Annotated in this window: 20 protein-coding genes; 12 read left to right on the forward strand and 8 right to left on the reverse strand. The window is 66.3% G+C overall.

The features are described from left to right. The 4 genes from DR843_RS16355 to DR843_RS16370 are packed head-to-tail and all read left to right on the forward strand — an operon-like array spanning position 1 to position 4340. The gene (locus tag DR843_RS16355) at positions 1–429 is read left to right on the forward strand and encodes a RidA family protein (RefSeq protein WP_245934162.1); all 429 of its coding nucleotides are present in this window, start codon (positions 1–3) and stop codon (positions 427–429) included. Next, the gene (locus DR843_RS16360; protein ID WP_109689092.1) at positions 426–1100 is read left to right on the forward strand and encodes a DUF1028 domain-containing protein; all 675 of its coding nucleotides are present in this window, start codon (positions 426–428) and stop codon (positions 1098–1100) included. Before DR843_RS16355 ends, DR843_RS16360 begins: the two co-directional genes overlap by 4 nt. Further along, complete coding sequence (locus DR843_RS16365) at positions 1093–2232, forward strand: M20 family metallopeptidase (protein WP_211310272.1); 1140 nt, start codon at positions 1093–1095, stop codon at positions 2230–2232. The genes DR843_RS16360 and DR843_RS16365 overlap by 8 nt, the downstream gene beginning before the upstream one ends. Continuing rightward, on the forward strand, positions 2229–4340 hold the full coding sequence (locus DR843_RS16370) for an oxidoreductase (RefSeq protein WP_245934163.1): 2112 nt from the start codon (positions 2229–2231) through the stop codon (positions 4338–4340). Before DR843_RS16365 ends, DR843_RS16370 begins: the two co-directional genes overlap by 4 nt. A 65-nt stretch (positions 4341–4405) precedes the next feature. Here the strand turns inward: DR843_RS16370 and DR843_RS16375 are convergent, their stop codons facing one another. The 6 genes from DR843_RS16375 to DR843_RS20635 form a co-directional block, all read right to left on the reverse strand. Further along, on the reverse strand, positions 4406–5668 hold the full coding sequence (locus tag DR843_RS16375; protein WP_109687520.1) for a flavin-containing monooxygenase: 1263 nt from the start codon (positions 5666–5668) through the stop codon (positions 4406–4408). Between the two features lie 159 nt (positions 5669–5827). After that, positions 5828–7348 carry a plasmid pRiA4b ORF-3 family protein gene (locus DR843_RS16380; protein WP_109687522.1) on the reverse strand — a complete coding sequence of 507 codons (1521 nt, stop codon included), beginning with the start codon at positions 7346–7348 and terminating at the stop codon, positions 5828–5830. Positions 7349–7563: 215 nt separating this feature from the next. Continuing rightward, positions 7564–7803 carry a FitA-like ribbon-helix-helix domain-containing protein gene (locus tag DR843_RS20815; RefSeq protein ID WP_109687524.1) on the reverse strand — a complete coding sequence of 80 codons (240 nt, stop codon included), beginning with the start codon at positions 7801–7803 and terminating at the stop codon, positions 7564–7566. A gap of 78 nt (positions 7804–7881) precedes the next feature. Then, positions 7882–8034 (reverse strand): hypothetical protein, encoded by a 153-nt coding sequence (locus DR843_RS20155; protein ID WP_170119903.1) that lies wholly within the window; start codon positions 8032–8034, stop codon positions 7882–7884. Then, on the reverse strand, positions 8024–8503 hold the full coding sequence (locus DR843_RS16395) for a DUF1524 domain-containing protein (protein WP_109687529.1): 480 nt from the start codon (positions 8501–8503) through the stop codon (positions 8024–8026). The genes DR843_RS20155 and DR843_RS16395 overlap by 11 nt, the downstream gene beginning before the upstream one ends. 349 nt (positions 8504–8852) lie before the next feature. After that, the gene (locus DR843_RS20635; protein WP_245934250.1) at positions 8853–9152 is read right to left on the reverse strand and encodes a hypothetical protein; all 300 of its coding nucleotides are present in this window, start codon (positions 9150–9152) and stop codon (positions 8853–8855) included. On the opposite strand from DR843_RS20635, the gene DR843_RS16400 reads away from it, so the two are divergent. After that, a complete protein-coding gene (locus tag DR843_RS16400) occupies positions 9075–10028 on the forward strand; it encodes a Fic family protein (RefSeq protein ID WP_245934246.1) in 954 nt (317 codons plus the stop codon). The genes DR843_RS20635 and DR843_RS16400 overlap by 78 nt on opposite strands. A 1-nt stretch (position 10029) precedes the next feature. Here DR843_RS16400 and DR843_RS16405 read toward each other — a convergent pair whose 3' ends face one another. Continuing rightward, complete coding sequence (locus DR843_RS16405; RefSeq protein WP_109687533.1) at positions 10030–11184, reverse strand: PucR family transcriptional regulator; 1155 nt, start codon at positions 11182–11184, stop codon at positions 10030–10032. 93 nt (positions 11185–11277) lie between these two features. Here DR843_RS16405 and DR843_RS16410 point away from each other — a divergent pair, with 93 nt between their 5' ends. The 4 genes from DR843_RS16410 (at position 11278) to DR843_RS16425 (ending at position 16207) form a co-directional block, all read left to right on the forward strand. Then, positions 11278–12468, forward strand: coding sequence for a ferredoxin reductase (locus DR843_RS16410; protein WP_245934164.1), 1191 nt, complete (start codon positions 11278–11280; stop codon positions 12466–12468). A gap of 51 nt (positions 12469–12519) precedes the next feature. Beyond that, positions 12520–13716 (forward strand): fatty acid desaturase family protein, encoded by a 1197-nt coding sequence (locus tag DR843_RS16415; RefSeq protein ID WP_109687535.1) that lies wholly within the window; start codon positions 12520–12522, stop codon positions 13714–13716. A gap of 35 nt (positions 13717–13751) precedes the next feature. Continuing rightward, positions 13752–14972, forward strand: a complete 1221-nt coding sequence (locus DR843_RS16420) for a CapA family protein (protein ID WP_146202606.1) — start codon at positions 13752–13754, stop codon at positions 14970–14972. A 212-nt stretch (positions 14973–15184) separates the two neighbouring features. Then, the gene (locus tag DR843_RS16425; protein ID WP_109687539.1) at positions 15185–16207 is read left to right on the forward strand and encodes a CapA family protein; all 1023 of its coding nucleotides are present in this window, start codon (positions 15185–15187) and stop codon (positions 16205–16207) included. A 46-nt stretch (positions 16208–16253) separates the two neighbouring features. Here DR843_RS16425 and DR843_RS16430 read toward each other — a convergent pair whose 3' ends face one another. Continuing rightward, entirely contained in the window at positions 16254–17147 is an 894-nt protein-coding gene (locus DR843_RS16430; protein ID WP_109687541.1) for a LysR family transcriptional regulator, read from the reverse strand. Positions 17148–17229: 82 nt separating this feature from the next. Here DR843_RS16430 and DR843_RS20160 point away from each other — a divergent pair, with 82 nt between their 5' ends. The 3 genes from DR843_RS20160 (at position 17230) to DR843_RS16445 (ending at position 20078) form a co-directional block, all read left to right on the forward strand. Then, positions 17230–17391 (forward strand): hypothetical protein, encoded by a 162-nt coding sequence (locus tag DR843_RS20160; protein ID WP_170119904.1) that lies wholly within the window; start codon positions 17230–17232, stop codon positions 17389–17391. A 100-nt stretch (positions 17392–17491) separates the two neighbouring features. After that, positions 17492–18925 (forward strand): dihydrolipoyl dehydrogenase family protein, encoded by a 1434-nt coding sequence (locus DR843_RS16440; protein ID WP_109687545.1) that lies wholly within the window; start codon positions 17492–17494, stop codon positions 18923–18925. A 16-nt stretch (positions 18926–18941) separates the two neighbouring features. After that, positions 18942–20078, forward strand: coding sequence for an AI-2E family transporter (locus tag DR843_RS16445; RefSeq protein ID WP_109687547.1), 1137 nt, complete (start codon positions 18942–18944; stop codon positions 20076–20078). Positions 20079–20136 lie beyond the last annotated feature (58 nt).

The raw sequence follows: 20136 nt of genomic DNA on the forward strand, positions 1-20136 counted from the left end.
GTGACCGACGAGATCGTCGTCGGCGGCCACCGCCGCATCCGTCCGTTCAACACCGCCGACACCTACCCTGAGCAGAATCTCGGCAACGATCTGTGCCAGGCGGTGGTCGCAGGCAACACGGTCTATGTCCGCGGCCAGGTCGCCCAGGATCTCGACACCCGGGAGAACGTCGCCGTCGGCGACGCCGCCGGGCAGACCCAGAAGGTGTGCGACAACATCCTGCTGCTGCTGTCCGAGGCGGGTGCGCAGCCGGAGCACATCGTCAGTTGCCACATCTATCTGACCGACATCCGACACCGTGAAGACGTGTACCGGGTGATGGGTGAGCGGTTGGCCGGTGTGTTCTATGTATCGACCGGTCTGGTGGTGCAGGCGTTGGCGCGGCCCGAGTGGCTGGTCGAGGTCGGCGTCGTCGCGGTGATCCCGTGACCTTCTCCTTGGCGGCCCGCTGTCCGCAGACCGGTCGTTTCGGCATCATCGTGTCCTCGTCCAGTCCGGCCGTCGCGGCTCGGTGCGCGCACGTGCGAGCCGGCGTGGGGGCGGCGGCCAGTCAGAACATCACCGACCCTTCACTCGGGACGGCGTTGTTGGACGCGGTGGCCGCTGGTCGCTCCGCGCAGGAGGCACTCGATCTGGTGGTCGACGCCGGCCCGTTCAGCGAGTACCGCCAGCTGACGGTGGTCGACGGCCAGGGCGGTGCGGCCGCGCATTCGGGGTCGCGCACCCTCGGGGTGCATGCCAGTGCGGTCGGTGACGCAGCGGTGGCCGCCGGCAACCTGTTGGCCGACGACGGCGTACCGGCGGCGATGCTGGCGGCGTTCGAGCGGGCGGCCGAATTGCCCCTCGGGGACCGTCTGCTCGCCGCGTTGCGCGCCGGCGCGGACGCGGGTGGTGAGGCCGGTCCGGTGCACTCGGCAGGGATGCTGATCGTGGACCAGGTGTCCTGGCCGGTGACCGATCTGCGGGTCGACTGGTCGGACTCCCCACTGGCGGATCTGCAGCAGTTGTGGGAGTTGTGGTCGCCGCAGGAGGCGGATTACGTGACCCGCGGACTGGATCCGAGCACTGCACCGGCGTATGGGGTCCCGGGCGATGAGTGATCTGAAAAAGATTGCCTACGAGACGGTTTCGGCTGATCGGGCCGACCTGGTCACGTTGTCGGAGGAGTTGCACGCCGCACCGGAGACCGCGTGGCAGGAGCACCGCTCGAGTGTGGCCGTTGCGGCCGCTCTGGGACCGCCGTTCACGGTGACCCAGCCCTACCTCGGGCTGGAGACCGCCTTCCTCGCCGTGGCCGGCTCCGGCTCGCGCCGGGTCGGGATCATGGCGGAGTACGACGCGCTGCCGGGTCTGGGACACGCGTGCGGGCACAATCTGATCTCGGCGATCGCCGTGGGTGCCGGTCGCGCCCTGGCGGCTGTCGCTGCCGAGTTGGACCTCACGGTCGAGATCTACGGAACCCCTGCGGAAGAAGGGGGTGGCGGCAAGATCGAACTGCTCGAGCATGGTGCCTTCGCCGGTCTGGACCTGGCGATGATGGCGCACCCGGCGCCGGTCGACGTCGCCGAAGCACGACCGTTCGCGGTCTCCCATTCGCACATCACCTACACCGGCAAGGCGGCGCACGCCGCGGCGTACCCCGAGCAGGGCGTCAACGCAGCGGACGCGTTCACGATCGCTCAGCTGGCGATTGCGCTACTACGCCAACAGCTGCCGAACTCGGTGCGGGTTCACGGGATTGTCACCAAGGGCGGCGACGCACCCAACGTGATCCCGGATCGCACGGAGGGTCGGTGGTACGTTCGGGCCGAGACGCTGGCCGAACTCACCGTCATCGAAGAGCGCGTTCGGCGCTGCTTCGAAGCGGGCGCTCTGGCTACCGGGTGCACGTTGACCATCGAGCCGGAGTCGGCGCCGTACAGCGAATTCCACACGGCCCAGGACGTTCTCGCCCTCTACAAGGCGAATGCCCTCGCGCTGGGTCGCTCGTTCGCGGACGCCGACCTGGGCGGCCGGATGAACCGCGCCTCGACGGATATGGGCAACGTGTCGCTGACCGTGCCCGCGATCCACCCCTACATCGGAGTCGGCAGCCTGCCAGCGGTCAACCACCAGAAGGAATTCGCTGACCACTGCATCGGACCGGTCGCCGAGCAGGCGCTCTTCGATGGAGCAGTTGCCCTGGCGTGGACCGCCATCGACCAATTCTCAGCAACCAAGGATCTCTCGTGACCGATCAAGCCAGCCCCTCGCCGTACGACATTCTCTTCGAGCCGGTGCAGATCGGCCCTCGCACGACCAAGAACCGCTTCTACCAGGTGCCGCACTGCAACGGGATGGGCTACCGCGACCCCAGCGCGCAGGCGGCGATGCGCCGCGTCAAGGCCGAGGGCGGATGGGGCGTGGTGTGCACCGAGCAGGTCGAGATCCACGCGACCTCGGACATCGCGCCGTTCATCGAGTTGCGGATCTGGGACGACCAGGACCTGCCGGTGCTGGCCCGGATCGCCGACGCGATTCATGAAGGCGGCGCCCTTGCCGGGATCGAGTTGGCGCATAACGGGATGAACGCCCCGAACCTCTACAGCCGCGAAACTCCCCTGGGCCCAGCGCATTTGCCGGTTGCACCGGACACGATCGCCCCGGTGCAGGCGCGAGCCATGACCAAAGCGGACATCGCCGACCTGCGCAGGTGGCACCGCACCGCCGTACGCAAATCGGTGGAACTCGGCTACGACGTGATCTACGTGTACGCCGCGCACGGGTACAGCGGGCTGCACCACTTCTTGTCGCCGCGCTACAACCAGCGCACCGACGAATACGGCGGCTCGGTGCAGAACCGGATGCGCCTGCTGCGGGAGATCCTCGAGGACACCCAGGAAGAGGTCGCCGGTCGCGCAGCCGTTGCCTGTCGCATCGCGGTCGACGGTGAGTTCGGCGTCGGCGGGGTGGGCCGCGAGGACATCTCGGCCGTGTTGGAGACCGTGGGCGAGGTGCCCGATCTGTGGGACTTCGCGATGGGTTCCTGGGAGGAGTGCTCGCTCACGTCGCGGTTCGGGGCGGAGGGCAGTCAGGAGCAGTACGTCGCGGGACTGAAGTCGCTGACCAGCAAGCCGGTTGTCGGAGTGGGCCGCTTCACCTCGCCGGACGAGATGGTGCGGCAGGTGCGCAAGGGCATCCTCGACCTGATCGGTGCAGCGCGGCCATCGATCGCAGATCCGTTCCTGCCCAACAAGATTCGTGCTGGTCGACTGGACAAGATCCGTGAGTGCATCGGCTGCAACGTGTGCGTCACCGGCGACCAGACCATGTCGGTCATCCGCTGCACGCAGAACCCGAGCATGGGTGAGGAGTTCCGGCGCGGCTGGCACCCGGAGAAGATCCGGGTCCGCGAATCCAAGTCCAAGGTGCTCGTCGTGGGCGCCGGCCCGGCGGGGTTGGAAGCGGCCCGGGCACTCGGCGTACGCGAATATGAGGTGACGCTCGTCGAGGGCTCACGCAACCTCGGCGGCCGGGTGACCGACGAGTCGAAACTGCCCGGGCTGAGTGCCTGGGGCCGGGTGCGGGACTACCGCGAGCTGGCCCTGGAAGATCTGTCGAACGTCGAGGTCTACCGCGAAAGCCCCATGACCGCAGGCGATATCGAGGACTTCGGGTTCGAGAACGTCATCGTCGCGACCGGTTCGGAATGGCGCCGCGACGGGGTCGGGCGCTGGCACACGACGCCGGTGCCGGTCTCGCAGGGCGCGTCGGTGCTGACGCCGAACGACCTGTTCACCGGTGCGCGCCCGGCGGGCAAGAAGGTCGTGGTGTGGGACGACGATTACTACTACCTCGGTGGCGTGGTCGCGGAGTTGCTGGCCGGCGAGGGGTACGACGTGTCGATCGTGACGACGACCTCGCAGGTCTCGCCGTGGACGCAGCACACGTTCGAGGTGGGCAAGATCCAGGCGCGACTGATCGAGAAGGGCGTCCACCGGGTGATCGACACCGCGCTGGTGTCCGTCGAGGCCGACTCGGTGCAGGTGGCCGACGTCTACACCGGCGGGCTGCGGTCTTTGGAGGCTGACTCCGTCGTCATGGTGACGGCACGGTTGCCCCGTGAGGAGTTGCTGAACGAGTTGTTGCCGATGGCTGCTGACGGACGCCTGGCCACGGTGCGTGGGGTTGGTGACTGCTGGGCGCCGGGCACGATCGCTGCCGCGGTGTGGTCGGGGCGCAAGGCCGCTGAGGAGTTCGACGCCCCGGCGTTGCCCAACGATGCGGTGCAGTTCCGTCGCGAGGTCACGCAGCTGGCGCCGGCATGGGAGTTCGATCGGTCCCTGGCCTACGAGCAGTAGGACAGCACCAGCACAGAGCCCCCACGGTCCGTCTGGACCGTGGGGGCTTTTGTGGTTGGGGCTTGTCAGTCGGAGTAGGCCAGGTAGCCGCGCTGGGTCTGGATGTGGTCGGCGACGTACTTCGCGTCGTGCCAGACACCCCAGATGAAACTGGAGCCGCGGCGGGACAGCCAGGGCAGGCCCAGGAAGTAGACGCCGGGCTCCGCGCTGACGCCGCGACGCTGCACCGGGCGACCGTTCTCATCGAAGGCGTCGACCTTCAGCCAGTCGTAGTCCTGGGTGAAACCGGTGGCCCAGACGATGGTGGTGATCCCGGCGTCGGCGAGGTCGAGTTCGTTCAGCGGATCGGTGACACACGCCGGGTCGGCGCCGATGATCCGCGCGTCGGGTTCTTCGGGCAGGTCCAGGCCGTTGCGCTCGACGTACGCGTCGGCAGCATCGAGCAGGGCGAGGTAGTTCTCGTCGCCCAAGGCGATGTTCGTGGCCAGGTCGTCCGCGAAGCTCAGCGCGCCGTCCTGGTAGGACTCGGTGCGCCCGACCAGCGTGATGCCCGCTTCGGCGAGACGACGGAAGTCGACGGTGTGACCGCCGCCCGCGCCACTGACCGCGATCGTGACGTGCTCGGCACCCTGTGGCGGGGTCTCTGCGTCCCACAGGCCGAGAACGCCCAGCCACCAGACGAAGTCGCGGCCGCGGTAGGACCGCGGCGGCCGGTCGTGCGGGCCGACGGACAGATAGACCTCGCGGCCCGCGGCGTTGATCTCTTCCGCGATCTGCACCCCCGACGAACCGGCGCCGACGACCAGGACGTTGCCCGGTGCGAGCTGCTTCGGATTGAAGTACGCCGAGGAGTGGATCTGGGTGATGGCCTCGGTCTGCGGCACGATCGGCGGGAAGACCGGGGTCTGGAACGGCCCGGTGGCCACCACGACGTACTGAGCAGTGAAGGCACCCTCGGAGGTCTCGATGCGGAAACCGGCGCTGCCGTCGAGGCGCTGCACGCTGGTGACGTTGACCCCGGTCCGGATGGGCGCATCGATCATCGCGGCGTACTTCTCGAAGTACTGCGCGACTTGCTCTTTCGCGGCGAAACCGTCGGGGTCGACGTCGTCGAACTCCAGGCCGGGGAAACGGTCGTGCCAGGCCGGCCCGTTGGCGACCAACGAGTCCCAGCGCTCGGTGCGCCAGCGCTCGGCGATGCGATCCCGTTCGAGGACGACGTAGTCGATGCCGTGGTGGCCGAGGTGCTCACTGGCGGCGACCCCGGCCTGGCCGGCACCGATCACCGCCACCTCGACGTCACGCAGCGGTTCGGGGGATTCAGACATGGCTGGACTTCTTCCGGTCGTCATCTGTGCTGCGCGACGCTGCGCCGACTCGATGGTGGAGGACGTTGAGAAGAGTCTTGACGAGATGCCTAGCGCCTGTCCAACAGATGTTATTGGCCTTCTACTTCAAAGAAATTGATGATCCGGGCCGGTGCAGGTTCAGTCCACGATGAGGGCGGTCGCCGCGAGCGCACGCTGCGCCGCGGTGGGCGGGGTGGAGCGCAACCCCCGTGGTCGCTCCACCGGACCAACCCAGGCGATAACGTCGGCTGTCCAGCCGAGGTAGGGGATCTCGTGGCGGTCGATCGGTCCACCGTTGATCGACCACCCCGAGCGAGTCAGCAAGGTGGCGACAGCGGCGTTGGTCTCCTGCCCGATCGGGTGACCGGCGGCAATGTGCACGAGGCTGGCGGCGGCTGCGTTCTGCTCGAATCGCGCGCCCGTATCACCGTCACGACCGGTCGTCAGAAGCGAGTCTGCGAGCAGTTCCCACAGGTAGTCTGGATGGCCGTCGATCGCCCGGCCTCGCGGCGTACGCACCAGGTTGCCCTTGAACTTTCGCAGCAGACCCAGTTCCATCACGTGCTCACGCAGTCGGGCGACGGGCGCGGTGAGATCCTCCCGGTTGGTTTTGCCGATCCACCACTGGTCCACGCCCAACTCGCGCGCGATCTGCTCCACCACCGCGGGGCGCATCCAGCCAGCGGAGGTCAACGGGATGCCGTCCTCGCCGGCGAGGGTGAGGAAGAGCTGCCACGGGCGTACGGCGTCCCGCACCTGCTCGTCGGACACCTCGCGCACGGTCGGGTCCAGTGCGAGGACGAGGAGCCCGGTGAAGGAGTCGACGTCACCTGAGTCGAGGCGGTCAATGAGGTCATCGAGTGCGGGATGAAGCTCGGGTGCGCCGAGCGCGGCAAGGGGATGGGCGCCGATGAGGTTGATCGCCTGGTTGGCTTCGTCGACGTCGAAGGTCAGTGGATCCCATTGCGGCGGAACCCAATTCACCAGTTCCTCCCGCCAGCTGCGCCTGGTGGGATCGGTGCGCAGCAGTTCCAGGATCTCTTCGTGCCCGCCGACACCACCGCAGTCTTCAAGCGGGCAGGCGTTCTTGCCGGCGAGGCATCGCGCGCGTGGGTCGTCTTCGGTTGCGGTGCGGACGTTTTCGACGGTGATGGTGTGCTGCCAACTGTCGCCGAAGTCGTACGTGTAAAACAGGCGGTCCTTCGGTGAACGCAGGATTTGGTCGACCCGCAGGTCAGCCTCTTCGCCGACTCCGGGGTCGTCGCCGAACTCGTCGTCGTCCAGGTCGTTGGTCAGGTGCGGGCCCCGCCAGATCTGCTTCTTCGGGCCGAGCCAGAAGCGGTGCAGGTGAGAGTCGGTCCAGCCCATCGCGGCCTGCAGGACGTCGTGGAGGTCGGCCATCGTGAGATCGCCGCGGACCTCCAGTCGCCGCCAGATCGCCGGCTTAGCGCCGTCGAGTTGCACCTTGAGGCGGATCAGCAAGGGCTCGGCGGGTGGGTCGGGGAACACGGCGGCGGCAGGTTGGGGCCCGGTCTGAAAAGTCTGATTCAGACCACCGTTCAGCATCCACTGCGCCAACTGCGCCGGCGACATGCCGGAGCGTTCGAGCAGTTGCTGCAGGAGGGCTTCGGTTCGCGGATCGGCTGGTTTGCGTGGCATGTGGCTATTCTCGCGGTCAGTCTGCGAACGGGTTGATGACCCGCACGCCAGCCACTTCGAACGGTCTGACGTCTCGGGTGGCGATCTGGAAACGGTGTGCGCGCACAGTGGCGGCGATCAACGCTTCGGAGTCACTGATCGCCAATCCCCGTCGACGACGCTCGCGTCCGGATCCTGCCGCATGAGTTCGGAAACGATGCTGGTATCGAGGACGATCACGAGACGTCGATCGGGTCGCTGGAAGTGGAGCTCCGCGCGATATTGAGATCGAATCCCCCTGCTGCTGCGGCGATCCGGTGTATCCGCGTTCCGAGGCCGGCATCGGCAATCCCGCTGGCGACGTCGTTGAGAATGGCGCGGACTTCCGCCTCGGTGCTACGCCCGTTGGCGAGCGCCCGCGCTTTCAAAGCTCGGTGGGTCTCGTCGGGCAGATTCCGGATGGTGATGGCCGCCATGGCGCTCTCGCTTCAGCTGATCTTACTTTCCTCCACGATGTCAAACTTCGACACCTCGTCGTCCTTGAAGGGGCAGGTTCACCAGGTTTCTGCTTCCGAATTCAGATCCTCGGAGCAGATGCGTTGGGCGTCGAGATGGAACTGCGCGAGCCAGGTCTCGTCGTCGATCGCTTGACCGGAGGCGGGCTGAGTCGCGCCCGTCTCGAGTCTTTGTTCGGGCTCAGAGGGCACGGTAAAAGTCCCGGATGGTGCCTGCCATCAGCTTGCGACGCTGATCCAGAAACTCGGGATAGCTACCAGCGGTGGCCTCGCGCACGGACAACGGAACGGCGTTCTCCTGCAGATTCCTTGCGAGGTCCTCAGCGTCGACGATCTCGCCGAGCCTGAGGATGCCGGAAGCCACTTGCTCGTCGACCTCGGCCATATAGATCGACGGTGGCTTGTTGCTGATGCTGATGTTGATCGAAGTCTCCGTCAGGGCGAAGTTGGCGACCTGGTTGTAGTCGGCGCGGTCGGGGTAGCCGTTCTTCTGTAGGTAGTCTTTCGGCACAATGTGGTGGATGTCTCCCGACTGCTCGGTCGTGACCAATGAGTCAAGCCAGTGCAGCAGGCGAAGGTGAACTCCCTGCGGCAGTTCGCCGAGAGCCCCGACCTCGCTGAGGCCGTCGTCGACGCGGTCAGCGATAACCAAGGCGCCCACAACAAGATCGCCGACTACTTCTTCTCCGGCGCCCCGGGCCGACCAGCCTGTGCTCGCTCTGGCGAAAGCCTTCTACGAACTCGCTGCCGACGCGGCGTGACCGACTAGCTCGGCTCAAGAAGTCGCGCGGAGCCTTACATCACGGGCATCATGGTTAAAGGTTAGTAGTCTAAAATTTAATCCGAGGGCCTGTGGTGAAAGGAAACATCGGATGGGTTCATGGGAGTTCGCCCCTTGGGAGTCCGACCTCGACTCCGGAGTGCCGCGTGCGGATCAGCGGTCAGGACAGTATGCGCGGTACGTGCCCGACCTCCTGAACGGGGCATGGCTGGCAGTTTCGCCCGAAGTATCACGACATGCGGCGAGCGTCGAACGTAGAACTCGAGCGTTGAACGGTGCTGGCGCCGAAGGCTTGGCCGCCATCGCGCGCTTCTTGCTTCGATCGGAAGCGATCGCAAGCTCCCAGATCGAGGGCATCGCTCCATCCGCTCAACAGGTGGCACTCGCTGAACTCGGCCAATCCGAGGCCGTTCGCGGGATCAGTGAACAGGCGAAACTCGTCGCAAACAACATGACGGTCGTGCGCGAGGCGACGACCCGCCTTGTCGAGCGGGATGCGGTGACGGTCGACGACATCGTCGATCTTCATCGGTCATTGCTCCCCGACGACCCCCGCCATCACGGTATTCGCACGGTGCAGAACTGGATTGGTAGGTCGAACTGGTCGCCCGTCGGCGCAGAGTTCGTCCCACCCGATCCAGCGCGGGTGCCCGCCCTGATGGCCGATCTCGTCGACTATCTCAACAGTGCCGCCCACGCGCCGTTGATCCAAGCGGCAATGGTGCATGCCCAGTTCGAGACGATCCATCCCTTCACCGATGGCAACGGCCGGGTCGGGCGAGCCCTCATCCATACCGTGCTCGCGCGCCGCGGCCTGACCGAGCAAGCGGTGCTGCCGGTGAGCCTGGTGCTGGCGACGTTGCGGGACCGATACGTCGACGGCCTCAGCTGTTACCGGCATGAAAGCGCCCCGGGCAGCACAGCGTCTGCTGCGGCAACCAACGAGTGGCTTGCAACGTTCATCGACGCCGCAGCAATAGCCGCAGCCCAGTCCGAGCAGATCATGACAGCGATCGCAGCACTGCGCGACGAGTGGGCGGCACGCCTGGGTGCCTATCGCACCAGCATCGGTCAGCGACCGGTGCCGCGCTCGGACTCTGCAGCCGCACGACTACTCCATCAGCTACCGGAAGCGCCGGTGGTCACGACCGCGACCCTCACGCGCATTTTCGGTATCTCCTTCCCCGCGGCGAGCGCCGGACTCGACGAGCTGCATCAAGCCAAGATTCTCTCCACCAAATCCATCGAGCGAGGGGCTCGCGTATATCTCGCCAGAGAAGTACTCGACCTCATCACTCTGTCCGAACGGGCGTTGGCCAGTACCCAGTTCGACACCCGGGTCGCATCGCCGAATCGCGGTGTCCCCGCCGTGCCGCGTGCTTCCAGCACGGATGCAAGCACTTGAATCAGCCGAGGGCGATCACGAGGTCGCGCACCACCAGCGGGTCATCCAACGAGTCGCCGAAGAGTTCCCGGATCCGCGTCATCCGGTAGCGCACCGTCTGCGGGTGCACGTGCAACTCCGCCGCCACCGCGTCACGCCGGCCCTGGTGCAGCAACCACGACCGCAGCGTCTCGGCCAGCCGATCCCGGGAGGACTCGTTCTCTTCGGCGAGTGGCGACAGCATTCTCGCGCGCAGGTCGGCCAACGCGCCGACATCCGAGTTCAGCACCAGCGTCGACAGATGCGCGTCGGTGTCGATCGGCCCGTCGACCGTCGCGAACGCCCCCAGGGCGTCCAACTCCGCGGCGCGCGCGGCCCGGCCGTAGGAGGTGGTGACTTGTACCCAGGGGCGGGTGCACCCGACGTACGCGCGTCGATCGCCCAGCGCCTTGAGCAACCGCCCTCGCCCACCGGGCACCAGGAAGACGGTCAGCCCGAGCCGGCCCGGATCGTCGGTGGCCCGCAACCACCCATCGGGCAACCGGCCGAGCAACATCGACAATCGGTTCGGGGCTACCAGTACGGCGGTCAAGGACTCTGGCAGCGCCCATCCCGTTTCTGCCGCGAGACTTTCGATCGTTGCCGGATCACGTTCCGCCAGAAGCGCATTCGCCAATCGTCCGCGCAGGTTCGTCTCGTCGGTCAATTCGTCTACGTGACCGGTCACCGAGGACGCCGACAGTTCGTCGATGTAGGCGAACACCAGCTCGGCGAAGTGTGCAACGTCTGACGCGGACGCCTTCTGCACAGCAGGCAACGACGACATCTCCCGCCACGCCGTTCGGGCACCGACGCGGTAGGCGGACAGCAGAGAATCCATCCGTCGACCGCTCTTGGCTTCACCGCGACCCAACTCGTATGCGCCAGCGAGGGATTGGTCGATCGGGGTCGAGGGATCGCCCACGCGCCGCCCCGCCGCGAGGCGGAGGAAACCAGCCAACGCCAGGTGCACCGCCTGCTCGATGGCGAGGCGCATCTCCCCGCGCAGCGCGGCTCGATAGGCCGGAACTTCAGTCACGATGGCGTCGACGCACTGCACCGCGATCCGCGGCAGCTCGCGACTGACCGCCGCCACCTGCCGTGCACCCAGCGCTGGACTGCTGGCCTCCGTGGGCATGACCCTCCGATGATTGTTCAGCGTGAACAGTTCGACGGCGCAGATTCACGTCGCGTGGCCAAGATTTTACGTCGTGAAACGCAGCAGACTGGCATGGTGGTGATGTTCCTGCGAACCGATGGTGGAGATGCCAGCCCCGAGACTGGTGCTCTCGCCCGGCAGCCGTCAGGTAAACCGGTGCGCAACTCCGGCGACCGCTTCCGGCAGCAGACCGCTGAGCCGAGCCGCTGGAAGCAGCGTGCGTTCAGCGTGGTCAAGGGTTTCACCACCCCGTTGCTGCCCGAAGACTTCATCGATCTCGTCGACCCGCTGAAGACGTCCACCGTCCTGCGCGGTCGGGTGCAGCAAGTCATCCGCGAGACCGAGGACGCCGTCACCGTCGTCATCCAGCCGGGCCGGACCTGGACCGGGCACCGCCCTGGGCAGTACACCCGGATCGGCGTCGACATCAACGGCATCCGGCTGTGGCGCGCCTACTCGATCACCTCCGGCCCGCGCACCGACGGCCACATCGCCATCACGGTCAAGGCCCTGACCGGTGGCGCCGTCAGCACCTATCTGCACGAGCACCTGCGCGAGGGTCAGGTCGTGCAGATGGAGCAGGCGGAGGGCGACTTCGTCATCCCCGAGGACCTCGACAAGCCCGTTCTGCTGCTGACCGGTGGTAGCGGCATCACCCCCGCGATGGGCATCCTGCGGCACACCGTCGGCGCCCAACAGGACCTCGACGTCGTCATGTTGCACTCCGCCCCCCGGCCCGAGGACGTCATCTTCGCCACCGAGCTGCACGACCTCGCGCAGCAGGGCAAGCTCACGCTCCTGGAACGGCACACCGACACCCACGGCATGCTCGACCCGGTCGAACTCGACACCCTCGTGCCGGACTGGCGGGAGCGGCAGACCTTCGCGTGCGGTCCGGCCGGCATGTTGGAGATGCTCGAAGCCCACTGGGAGCGCGAGGGCCGACGGGACCAGCTCATCGTCGAGCAGTTCCGGCCCAAACTGGTCGAACCCGGTGAGGGTGGCACCGTCCACTTCACCGAACTCGACAAAGAACTCGAGTGCGATGGCGCACGACCGATCCTCGACATCGGCGAAGAAGCCGGAGTCCTCATGCCGTCCGGTTGCCGCATGGGCATCTGTTACGGCTGCGTCCTGCCGATGCGCGAAGGGGCCGTCCGCGACCTGCGCACCGGCGAAGTCACCCAAGCCCTCGACGGAGACAACGTCCTCGTCCAAACCTGCATCTCGGCGGCCGCCGGGAAATGCGAAATCGTCCTCTAGCCAACTGACCAACTCGACCACTCGACGTACCGGAATCAAGGAAAGGCAACCATGACTGCCCTGCAGCGCAAGGAAACCAGCCCGATCGACCACCTCACCCGTGAGGACATCGAGGCCCTCGGCAAGGAACTCGACGCCATCCGCCAGTCGGTCATCGACACCCGCGGCGAGGCCGACGCCAAGTACATCCGCACCATCATCAAGACCCAGCGCTGGTTGGAGATGGGCAGCCGCGGCGTGCTGCTGGCCAGCAAGTGGAAGCCGGCGTTCTTCGTCGGCACCGCGGGGCTGACCGTCGCCAAGATCCTGGAGAACATGGAGATCGGGCACAACGTCATGCACGGCCAGTGGGACTGGATGCGCGACCCGAAGATCCACTCCACCACCTGGGAGTGGGACAACGCCGCCCCGGCCGAGCTGTGGAAGCACTCGCACAACGAGCTGCACCACACCTACACCAACGTGCTGGGCAAGGACAACGACCTCGGCTACGGCATCATGCGGGTCGACGAGGACCAGAAGTGGACCCCGTTCTACCTGTTCCAGCCGCTCTGGAACGGCATCAACGCCTGCCTGTTCGAATACGGCATCGCCGCCTACGACCTGGAGATCGGCAAGGTCATGGCCGGCAAGGGTGACAAGGAGGTGTTCAAGACCAACGGCAAGAAGGTCCTGAACAAGATCCGCAAGCAGATGACCAAGGACTACGTCCTGAACCCGCTGCTCGCCGCCCCCTTCGGCGCCTGGAAGACCACGCTCGCCGCGAACGCCATCGCCAACGTGACCCGCAACATCTGGAGCCACTCGGTCATCATGTGCGGTCACTTCCCGGAGGGCGTCGAGACCTTCACGCGCACCTCGATCGTCGGGGAGACCCGCGGCGACTGGTACCTGCGGCAGATGATCGGCTCGGCCAACATCTCCGGTTCCAAGGCGATGCACATCGCGACCGGCAACCTGAGCTACCAGATCGAGCACCACCTCTTCCCCGACCTGCCGAGCAACCGCTACCAGGAGATCGCCCCCCAGGTGGAGGACGTGTGCCGGCGCTACGGCCTGCAGTACGTCACCGGTCCGCTGCCCAAGCAGGTCGGTTCGGCCTGGATGAAGGTCATCCGCCTGTCGCTGCCGAACCACCTGGCCGCGAAGCTGAAGTTCCCGTCGCGCCGCAAGCGGGTCGAGCCGACCGCGCTGCCGTCGCGCATCAACCCGACTGTGACCGTCGAGACCGACACGGCTGCAGCCTGACCCGGGTACGGCGGGTGGGCACCTACCATCGTGGGGTGCCCACCCGCCGTACTGCGTTATTGCCCGTTTTCGTCGCCACCGCTGCCCTCGGATTGGCCGCGTGCAGCAACGACAACGGAGCACCACCAGCAGGTACGTCGGGTGGCGGCCAGTCGTCGCAGGCCACCTCCGCGGGCAGCAGCGAAGCTGCCGGTAACAAGACGCCCGGCAGCATCACGATCATGGCCGGTGGCGACATCTTCACCAACGAACTGCCGATGGCCCAGGCCAAGAAGGATGCCGGCGGCAAGGGTTACGACTTCAACCCGATGCTCGCGGGGCTGAAACCCATTGTCTCCAAAGCCGATCTGGCTATCTGCCAGTTGGAGACTCCGCTGACCAAGACCAACACCAACCTGGGTTACCAGAAGCGGCACAACAGCCCCTACCAGCTCGCGACCGCGCTGAAGAACGTCGGGTTCGACGGCTGCAGTTTCGCCAACAACCACACGTACGACGCGGGGTTGGCCGGGATGAAACAGACCCGGGAGATCATGAAGGCCAACGGATTACAGCTGGCCGGACCGCTGGACAGCGCTGACGAACCGGCGAACTCCCCTGGCGGACAGGTGGCTTGGTACGAAGCCAAGGGCTTCAAGGTTGCGCAGCTTTCTTACACCTACTCCGCAGACAACCTGCAACTGGGCAACATGACGCACACGCCGGCCGACGCGCCGTTCTTCAAGCAGAACCTCTTCATGGTGCGCGGTGCGCAGGGTGTCATCGACGACGCCAAGAAGGTGCGCGCGGAGGGTGCGGACCTCGTGATCGTGTCGATGCACTGGGGCACCGAGCACAAGATGACCAATGACGACGACAACGCGCAGATGGCCGCCGAGATCGCCAGATCCGGTGCCGTCAACTGGATCGTCGGCAACCACCCGCACGTCGTGCACGGCTGCGAGCGGATCGACAACATGATCGTCAACTACTCCCTGGGCAACGAGTTGTCCGATATGGGCACCCAGTGGGGCTTCCCGCCGCAGAGCCAGGACGGTATCGCCGTCGAGGTGACCTTCACCCGCGACGCGAACGGCAAGATCACCCCGTCGGCCGAGAAGTACCAGCCGACCTGGGTCGACCGCACCCACGGCTACCGCATCTACGTCGTTCCCAAGAGCGGTGGCTCGGCGGCGATCGACCCAACGTCCTACGGCCGCACTGAGATTCAGATCCACAAGGCCGGTAACTCCTGCGATCTGACGGCCATCAGCTGATGCGGGCGCGGGCGGGTGCCGGGCTGGCCATCGTCGGGTTGGCGTTGGCGTCCTGCTCAGGGACGCCTTCGGGTACGTCGACCCCCGGCTCCTCTTCGACCGTCACCTCCGCGGCGAGTAGCTCCTCGTCTTCTCAGACTTCGTCGTCGACGACCGCCTCCTCGACAACCTCGAGCACGACCGCTGCGAAACCGGTCGGCAGTGTCACGATCATGGCCGGCGGCGACATCTTCACCAACGAAGGCCTGATCGCCCAGGCGAAGGCCGACGGCGGCAGCAACGGCTACGACTTCATGCCCCAGCTCATCGGCCTCAAGCCGCTGGTCACCAAGGGTGACGTCGCGATCTGCCAGTTGGAAACACCTCTGACCCAGACCAATACGAACCTGGGCCACGGCATCGTGCACAACAGTCCGCATCAGTTGGCACCAGCGATCAAAGCCACCGGGTACGACGGGTGCAGCTTCAGCAACAACCACACCTTCGACAACGGGTTGACCGGGATGGTGCAGACCCGCGCCATCATGGGTGCCAACGGGCTGCAACTGGCTGGGCCGCAGGACAGTTCGGACGGCAAGCCCGGACAACCCGCCTGGTACGACGCGGACGGGTTCAAGATCGCCCAACTGTCCTACAGCTACACGTTGGACAACTTCGCCGAAGGCAGCCAGACGGGGACCCCGGCAGCAGCGCCGTTCCTGAAGAAGAACCTCTTCAGTGTCATCGGTGCGCAGGGCATCATCGCCGATGCGAAGGCGGCCCGGGCGGCCGGCGCGGACATCGTGGTCGTGTCGATGCACTGGGGTACCCAGTTCAAGTTCACCCCCGACGCCGACGACATCGCGCTCGCCCAGCAGATCGGACAGTCCGGCGCCGTGAACTGGATCATCGGCAACCATCCGCACGTCGTGCAGGGCTGCGACAAGATCGGCGCGATGTTCGTCAACTACGGCCTGGGCAACGAGTTGTCCGACCAGGGAACGCAATTCGGCTATCCGGTGCAGACCCAGGACGGAATCGGCGTGGTCGTGACCTTCGAACGGGCTGCGGACGGCACGATCACTGCGACGAAGGAGCGTTACCAGCCCACCTGGGTGGATCGGTTACACGGTTACCGGGCGTACGTCGTACCCGAATCCGGCGCGCCCGCCGCGGTCGACCCAGGCTCTTGGGCCCGCACTTCGAAACTCATCACCAGTCGCGGCAACGGCTGCAACCTGTCGGCGATCAGCTGAGTCTCCACACTGCCGGGGATGAGGCGGGTCCGCGCTGCTCACCCGGTCAGTCTCCCGCACTCACCGTGCGCAACAGGGCGATGGCTCGCTGTACCGCCGCAGAGGTGGTCGCATCGTCCAGCACGAAGGCCACGATCCGCCGACGTGGCGCGTCGCTGATCCGCACGATCGCGACGTCGGGCGGCGGGGTGGCGACGGTGAGCAGGGGCAGGACCGCGACCCCGATACCGGCAGCTGCGAACGCCAACGACGAGTGATGATCGGAGGTCACCGCGGCGTAGCGGGGGGTGAAGCCGGCTGCTTGTGTGGCGCCGCGCAGGATCCGGGCACAGATGTCCGCGCCACTGGTGTCACTGATCCACCGCTCGACCGCCAGGTCGGCTAACGGGGTCGAATCACGTTGTGCGAGCGGGTGATCCATCGCAACCGCCACCACGTAGTCCTCCTCGCACAACAGCGTGCGGGTGTAGCCCGGCATGCTCGTCGGTGGACCGGCCGGATCCTCGGTGCGCAGATCGAGTTGAGCGCCGTCGGGAGCGGGCGAACCGGGCAACTCGTTCAGGTTGACGGTCAGCTGCAGGTCAGGGAACTCATCGCGCAGACCCCGCGCCACCTGCGGCATCCAGACCTGCCCCGCGGAGGCGAAGCTGGCGATCGTGAGGGTTTCGGTGCGGCCTTCCCGCAGATCGTCGACGACTCCGTTCAACCGGGACAACTGCGCCATCACCGCATCGCTCTGCTCGGCCAGGACCCGCCCGGCTGGGGTCGGTGCGATCCCGCGGCCGTCCTTGGCGAAGAGGGCCAGCCCCGTCTCCTTCTGCAGCGCGGTCAGATGCTGACTGATCGCGGACGGGGTGTAGCCAAGGTTGGTCGCTGCGGCCTGCACCGAACCGCTAGCGACCACTGCGCGGAAGACCCGGAGTCGGTGGACGTCGATCACGCCGTCGAACGTACAGCAGAACTGAATAGTTGTGAAGAAAGAATCGCTGGTGCTAATCGGTCTGCGGCGTCACGCTGGATCCATGAGCACACGAAACAGCTACAGCCACAACGACCACCTCGCCTTCGCGGACCGCGACCTCGCCCGCGTCAGCAGCGACCTGCGCGCCCTGGGCGCTCCCGAGTACGCCGAGCGCGCACCGGGTCTGCTCGGTCGCCTGTTGCACCGCACGCCGCGCTCGTAAGGACCCCCAGCCCCGACCCGACTTTGGATGGGTGTGGCGGCTTTCGAAGACGCGAACCCGACACACGTATCCAGACCCGCGAGGGGGCTAGCGTTGATCTATGACCACCGAGCCCGCGCCGCACGAGGACTATGACGTCGTCGTGATCGGAGGTGGGCCCGCCGGAGAGAACGCTGCGCAGTACGCGATCCAGGGCAGCGATCGCACCGCAGTCCTGATCGAGCGGGAACTTGTCGGCGGCGAGTGCTCGTACTGGGCATGCATGCCGAGCAAGGCGTTGTTGCGTCCGGTGGAAGTGGCCGACGCGGCGCACGCCCTGCCGCTGACCGGAGACGTGCACCCCGACCTCGCCAAGACCTTGCTGCGACGTGACGACTTCACTTCGCACCTCAACGATTCCGGTCAGGTGGCGTGGGCCGAGGGCGCCGGCATCCACGTCCTGCGCGGCACCGCCCGCCTCAGCGGGGAACGCTCGGTCACCATCACCGACCAAGACGGCAACCAGCACACGGTCCGAGCCCGGCATGCGGTGGTCATCGCGACCGGCACGACGGCGGTGGTGCCGGACATCCCCGGTCTGCGCGCGGCGTACCCCTGGACCTCCCGCGACGCCACGAACCTGCACGAGGTGCCCGGTCGCATCGCCATCCTCGGTCTGGGTGTCGTCGCCTGCGAGGCGGCGACCTGGCTGGCCGCACTCGGAGCGGACGTGACCCTGATCGGTCGCAGCGATCGTCCACTCGAACGAGTCGAGCCCTTCGCCGCCGAGCTGGTGTTGAAAGGACTGCGGGACAAGGGAATCGAGGTAGTCCTGAACTCATCGATCGATTCGGTGAGCCGCTCCGACGCGCGCCAGACCGGTGTCGGGCACCTCCACGGCGGGCCGGTCACCATCACGTACGCCGATCGCCGGGTCGAGGTGGACGAGATCCTGGTGGCAGCGGGGCGGGCTCCCGCCACCGCTGATCTGGCTCTCGACTGTGTCGGCGTGAGCACGGACCATGGTTATTTGCGGGTCGATGAGCACCTGTCCGTACCGGGCAAGCCGTGGCTGTACGCGGTCGGCGACGTCAACGGCAAGGCGCTGCTGACCCACATGGGCAAGTACCAGGCCCGCATCGCCGGAGCGGTCATCGCGGCCCGCGCGACCGGCCGGCCGATCGACGGCGACGAATTCCGTGATCTCGCCGACGACGGGGCCGTCCCGCAGGTCGTCTTCACCACCCCGCAGGTCGCGGCCGTCGGTCTGACCGCAGCGCAGGCACCCCATGCCCGCGTGGTCGATTACGACCTGGCCACCGTTGCCGGCGCCTCGCTGCAGGGCGACGGCTACACCGGGCAGGCCCGCCTGGTGATCGACGGAGACCTCATCGTCGGAGCCACTTTCGCCGGCCCGGACGTTGCCGAATTGGTGCATGCGGCGACCATCGCGATCGTGGGGCGCGTGCCGCTCGCCCGGCTCTGGCACGCCGTACCGTCCTATCCCACGGTCAGCGAAGTGTGGCTGCGGCTGTTGGAAACTGTGCGGGGTTGACCTCTAGGTTTGGTCCATGGCCGATCTGAAGGTGCTCTCGGACGAGTCGGACCGGCCGTTCTGGCGTCGTGCCTGGCTCGTGGTCGGCATCGCGCTGCTGTGCACGTTGGTCGGTCTGATCGTCTGGCGCGGCTCCGGCCTGATCATCAATGTCATCACCGCCTGGTTCCTGGCGCTCGCGATGGAACCGGCGGTCGCCAAACTCAGCCAGCGGATGCGCCGCGGAGTCGCCACCGGTGTGGTCATGGTGATCGCGGTGATCTGTGTCGTCGTGTTCATCCTGGTTTTCGGCAACCTCTTCATCGACCAGTTGGTCTCCCTGATCAAGGCTGTGCCGTCGATCACCGATGACGTGCTGTCCTGGTGGAACAAGATCAGCGGCTCCTCGATGTCGGCCGACACCCTGCTGAAGAACCTGGACCTGTCCAACTCGGATCTGGCGGGGTACGCCGAGAACGTCGCGGGCGGCGTACTGGGACTCATCGCCTCAATCGTCTCGGGCTTCCTCGGGCTGTTCGTCCTAGGTTTCTTCGCCTTCTACATCTCCGCGTCGATGCCCCAGTTGCGCACCTGGTGCGCTTCGCGGATGAAACCGCACCGGCAGGTGCCCTTCCTCGCCGCCTGGGACATCATGAAGATCAAGGTCGGCGGGTACATGGCCGCGCGCGTGGTGCTGGCCGCGATCAACTCCGCGTGCAGTGCCGTCGCGTTCTATCTGATCGACCTGCCGTACTGGTTGCCGCTGGCGTTGTGGACCGGTTTGGTCGCACAGTTCGTGCCCAATGTCGGCACCTACATCTCGATCATCCTGCCGGTCATCGTCGGTCTCACCTCTGGTCATTGGACCAATGGCGTGTGGGTGCTGGCCTACGCGCTGGTCTACCAGCAGATCGAGAACCTCACCATCGAGCCGAACATCTCGGCGAAGGCAGTCGATCTGCATCCGGCGGTGTCGTTCGGTGCCGCGGTGCTGGGTGGGCAGTTGTTCGGCGTCGCCGGCGCGCTGCTCGGTGTGCCGATCGGGGCGACCTGTGTCGCCCTGACGGAGATCTACAAGACGAAGTACGCCGTGACCGACGAGACGCAGGCCGAGGTGGCTTCGCTGGTGGCTGGTGAAGAAGGCGACGACGCCGGGGAACCAGCACCGGCCTGATAGTCGTTGGTCCTGACAGTCAACGTCTGCCTTCCCTAGAGTGGGGCGCAGTCGAATC

Origin of the sequence: Branchiibius hedensis (assembly GCF_900108585.1) — a bacterium.
GTDB lineage: Bacteria > Actinomycetota > Actinomycetes > Actinomycetales > Dermatophilaceae > Branchiibius > Branchiibius hedensis.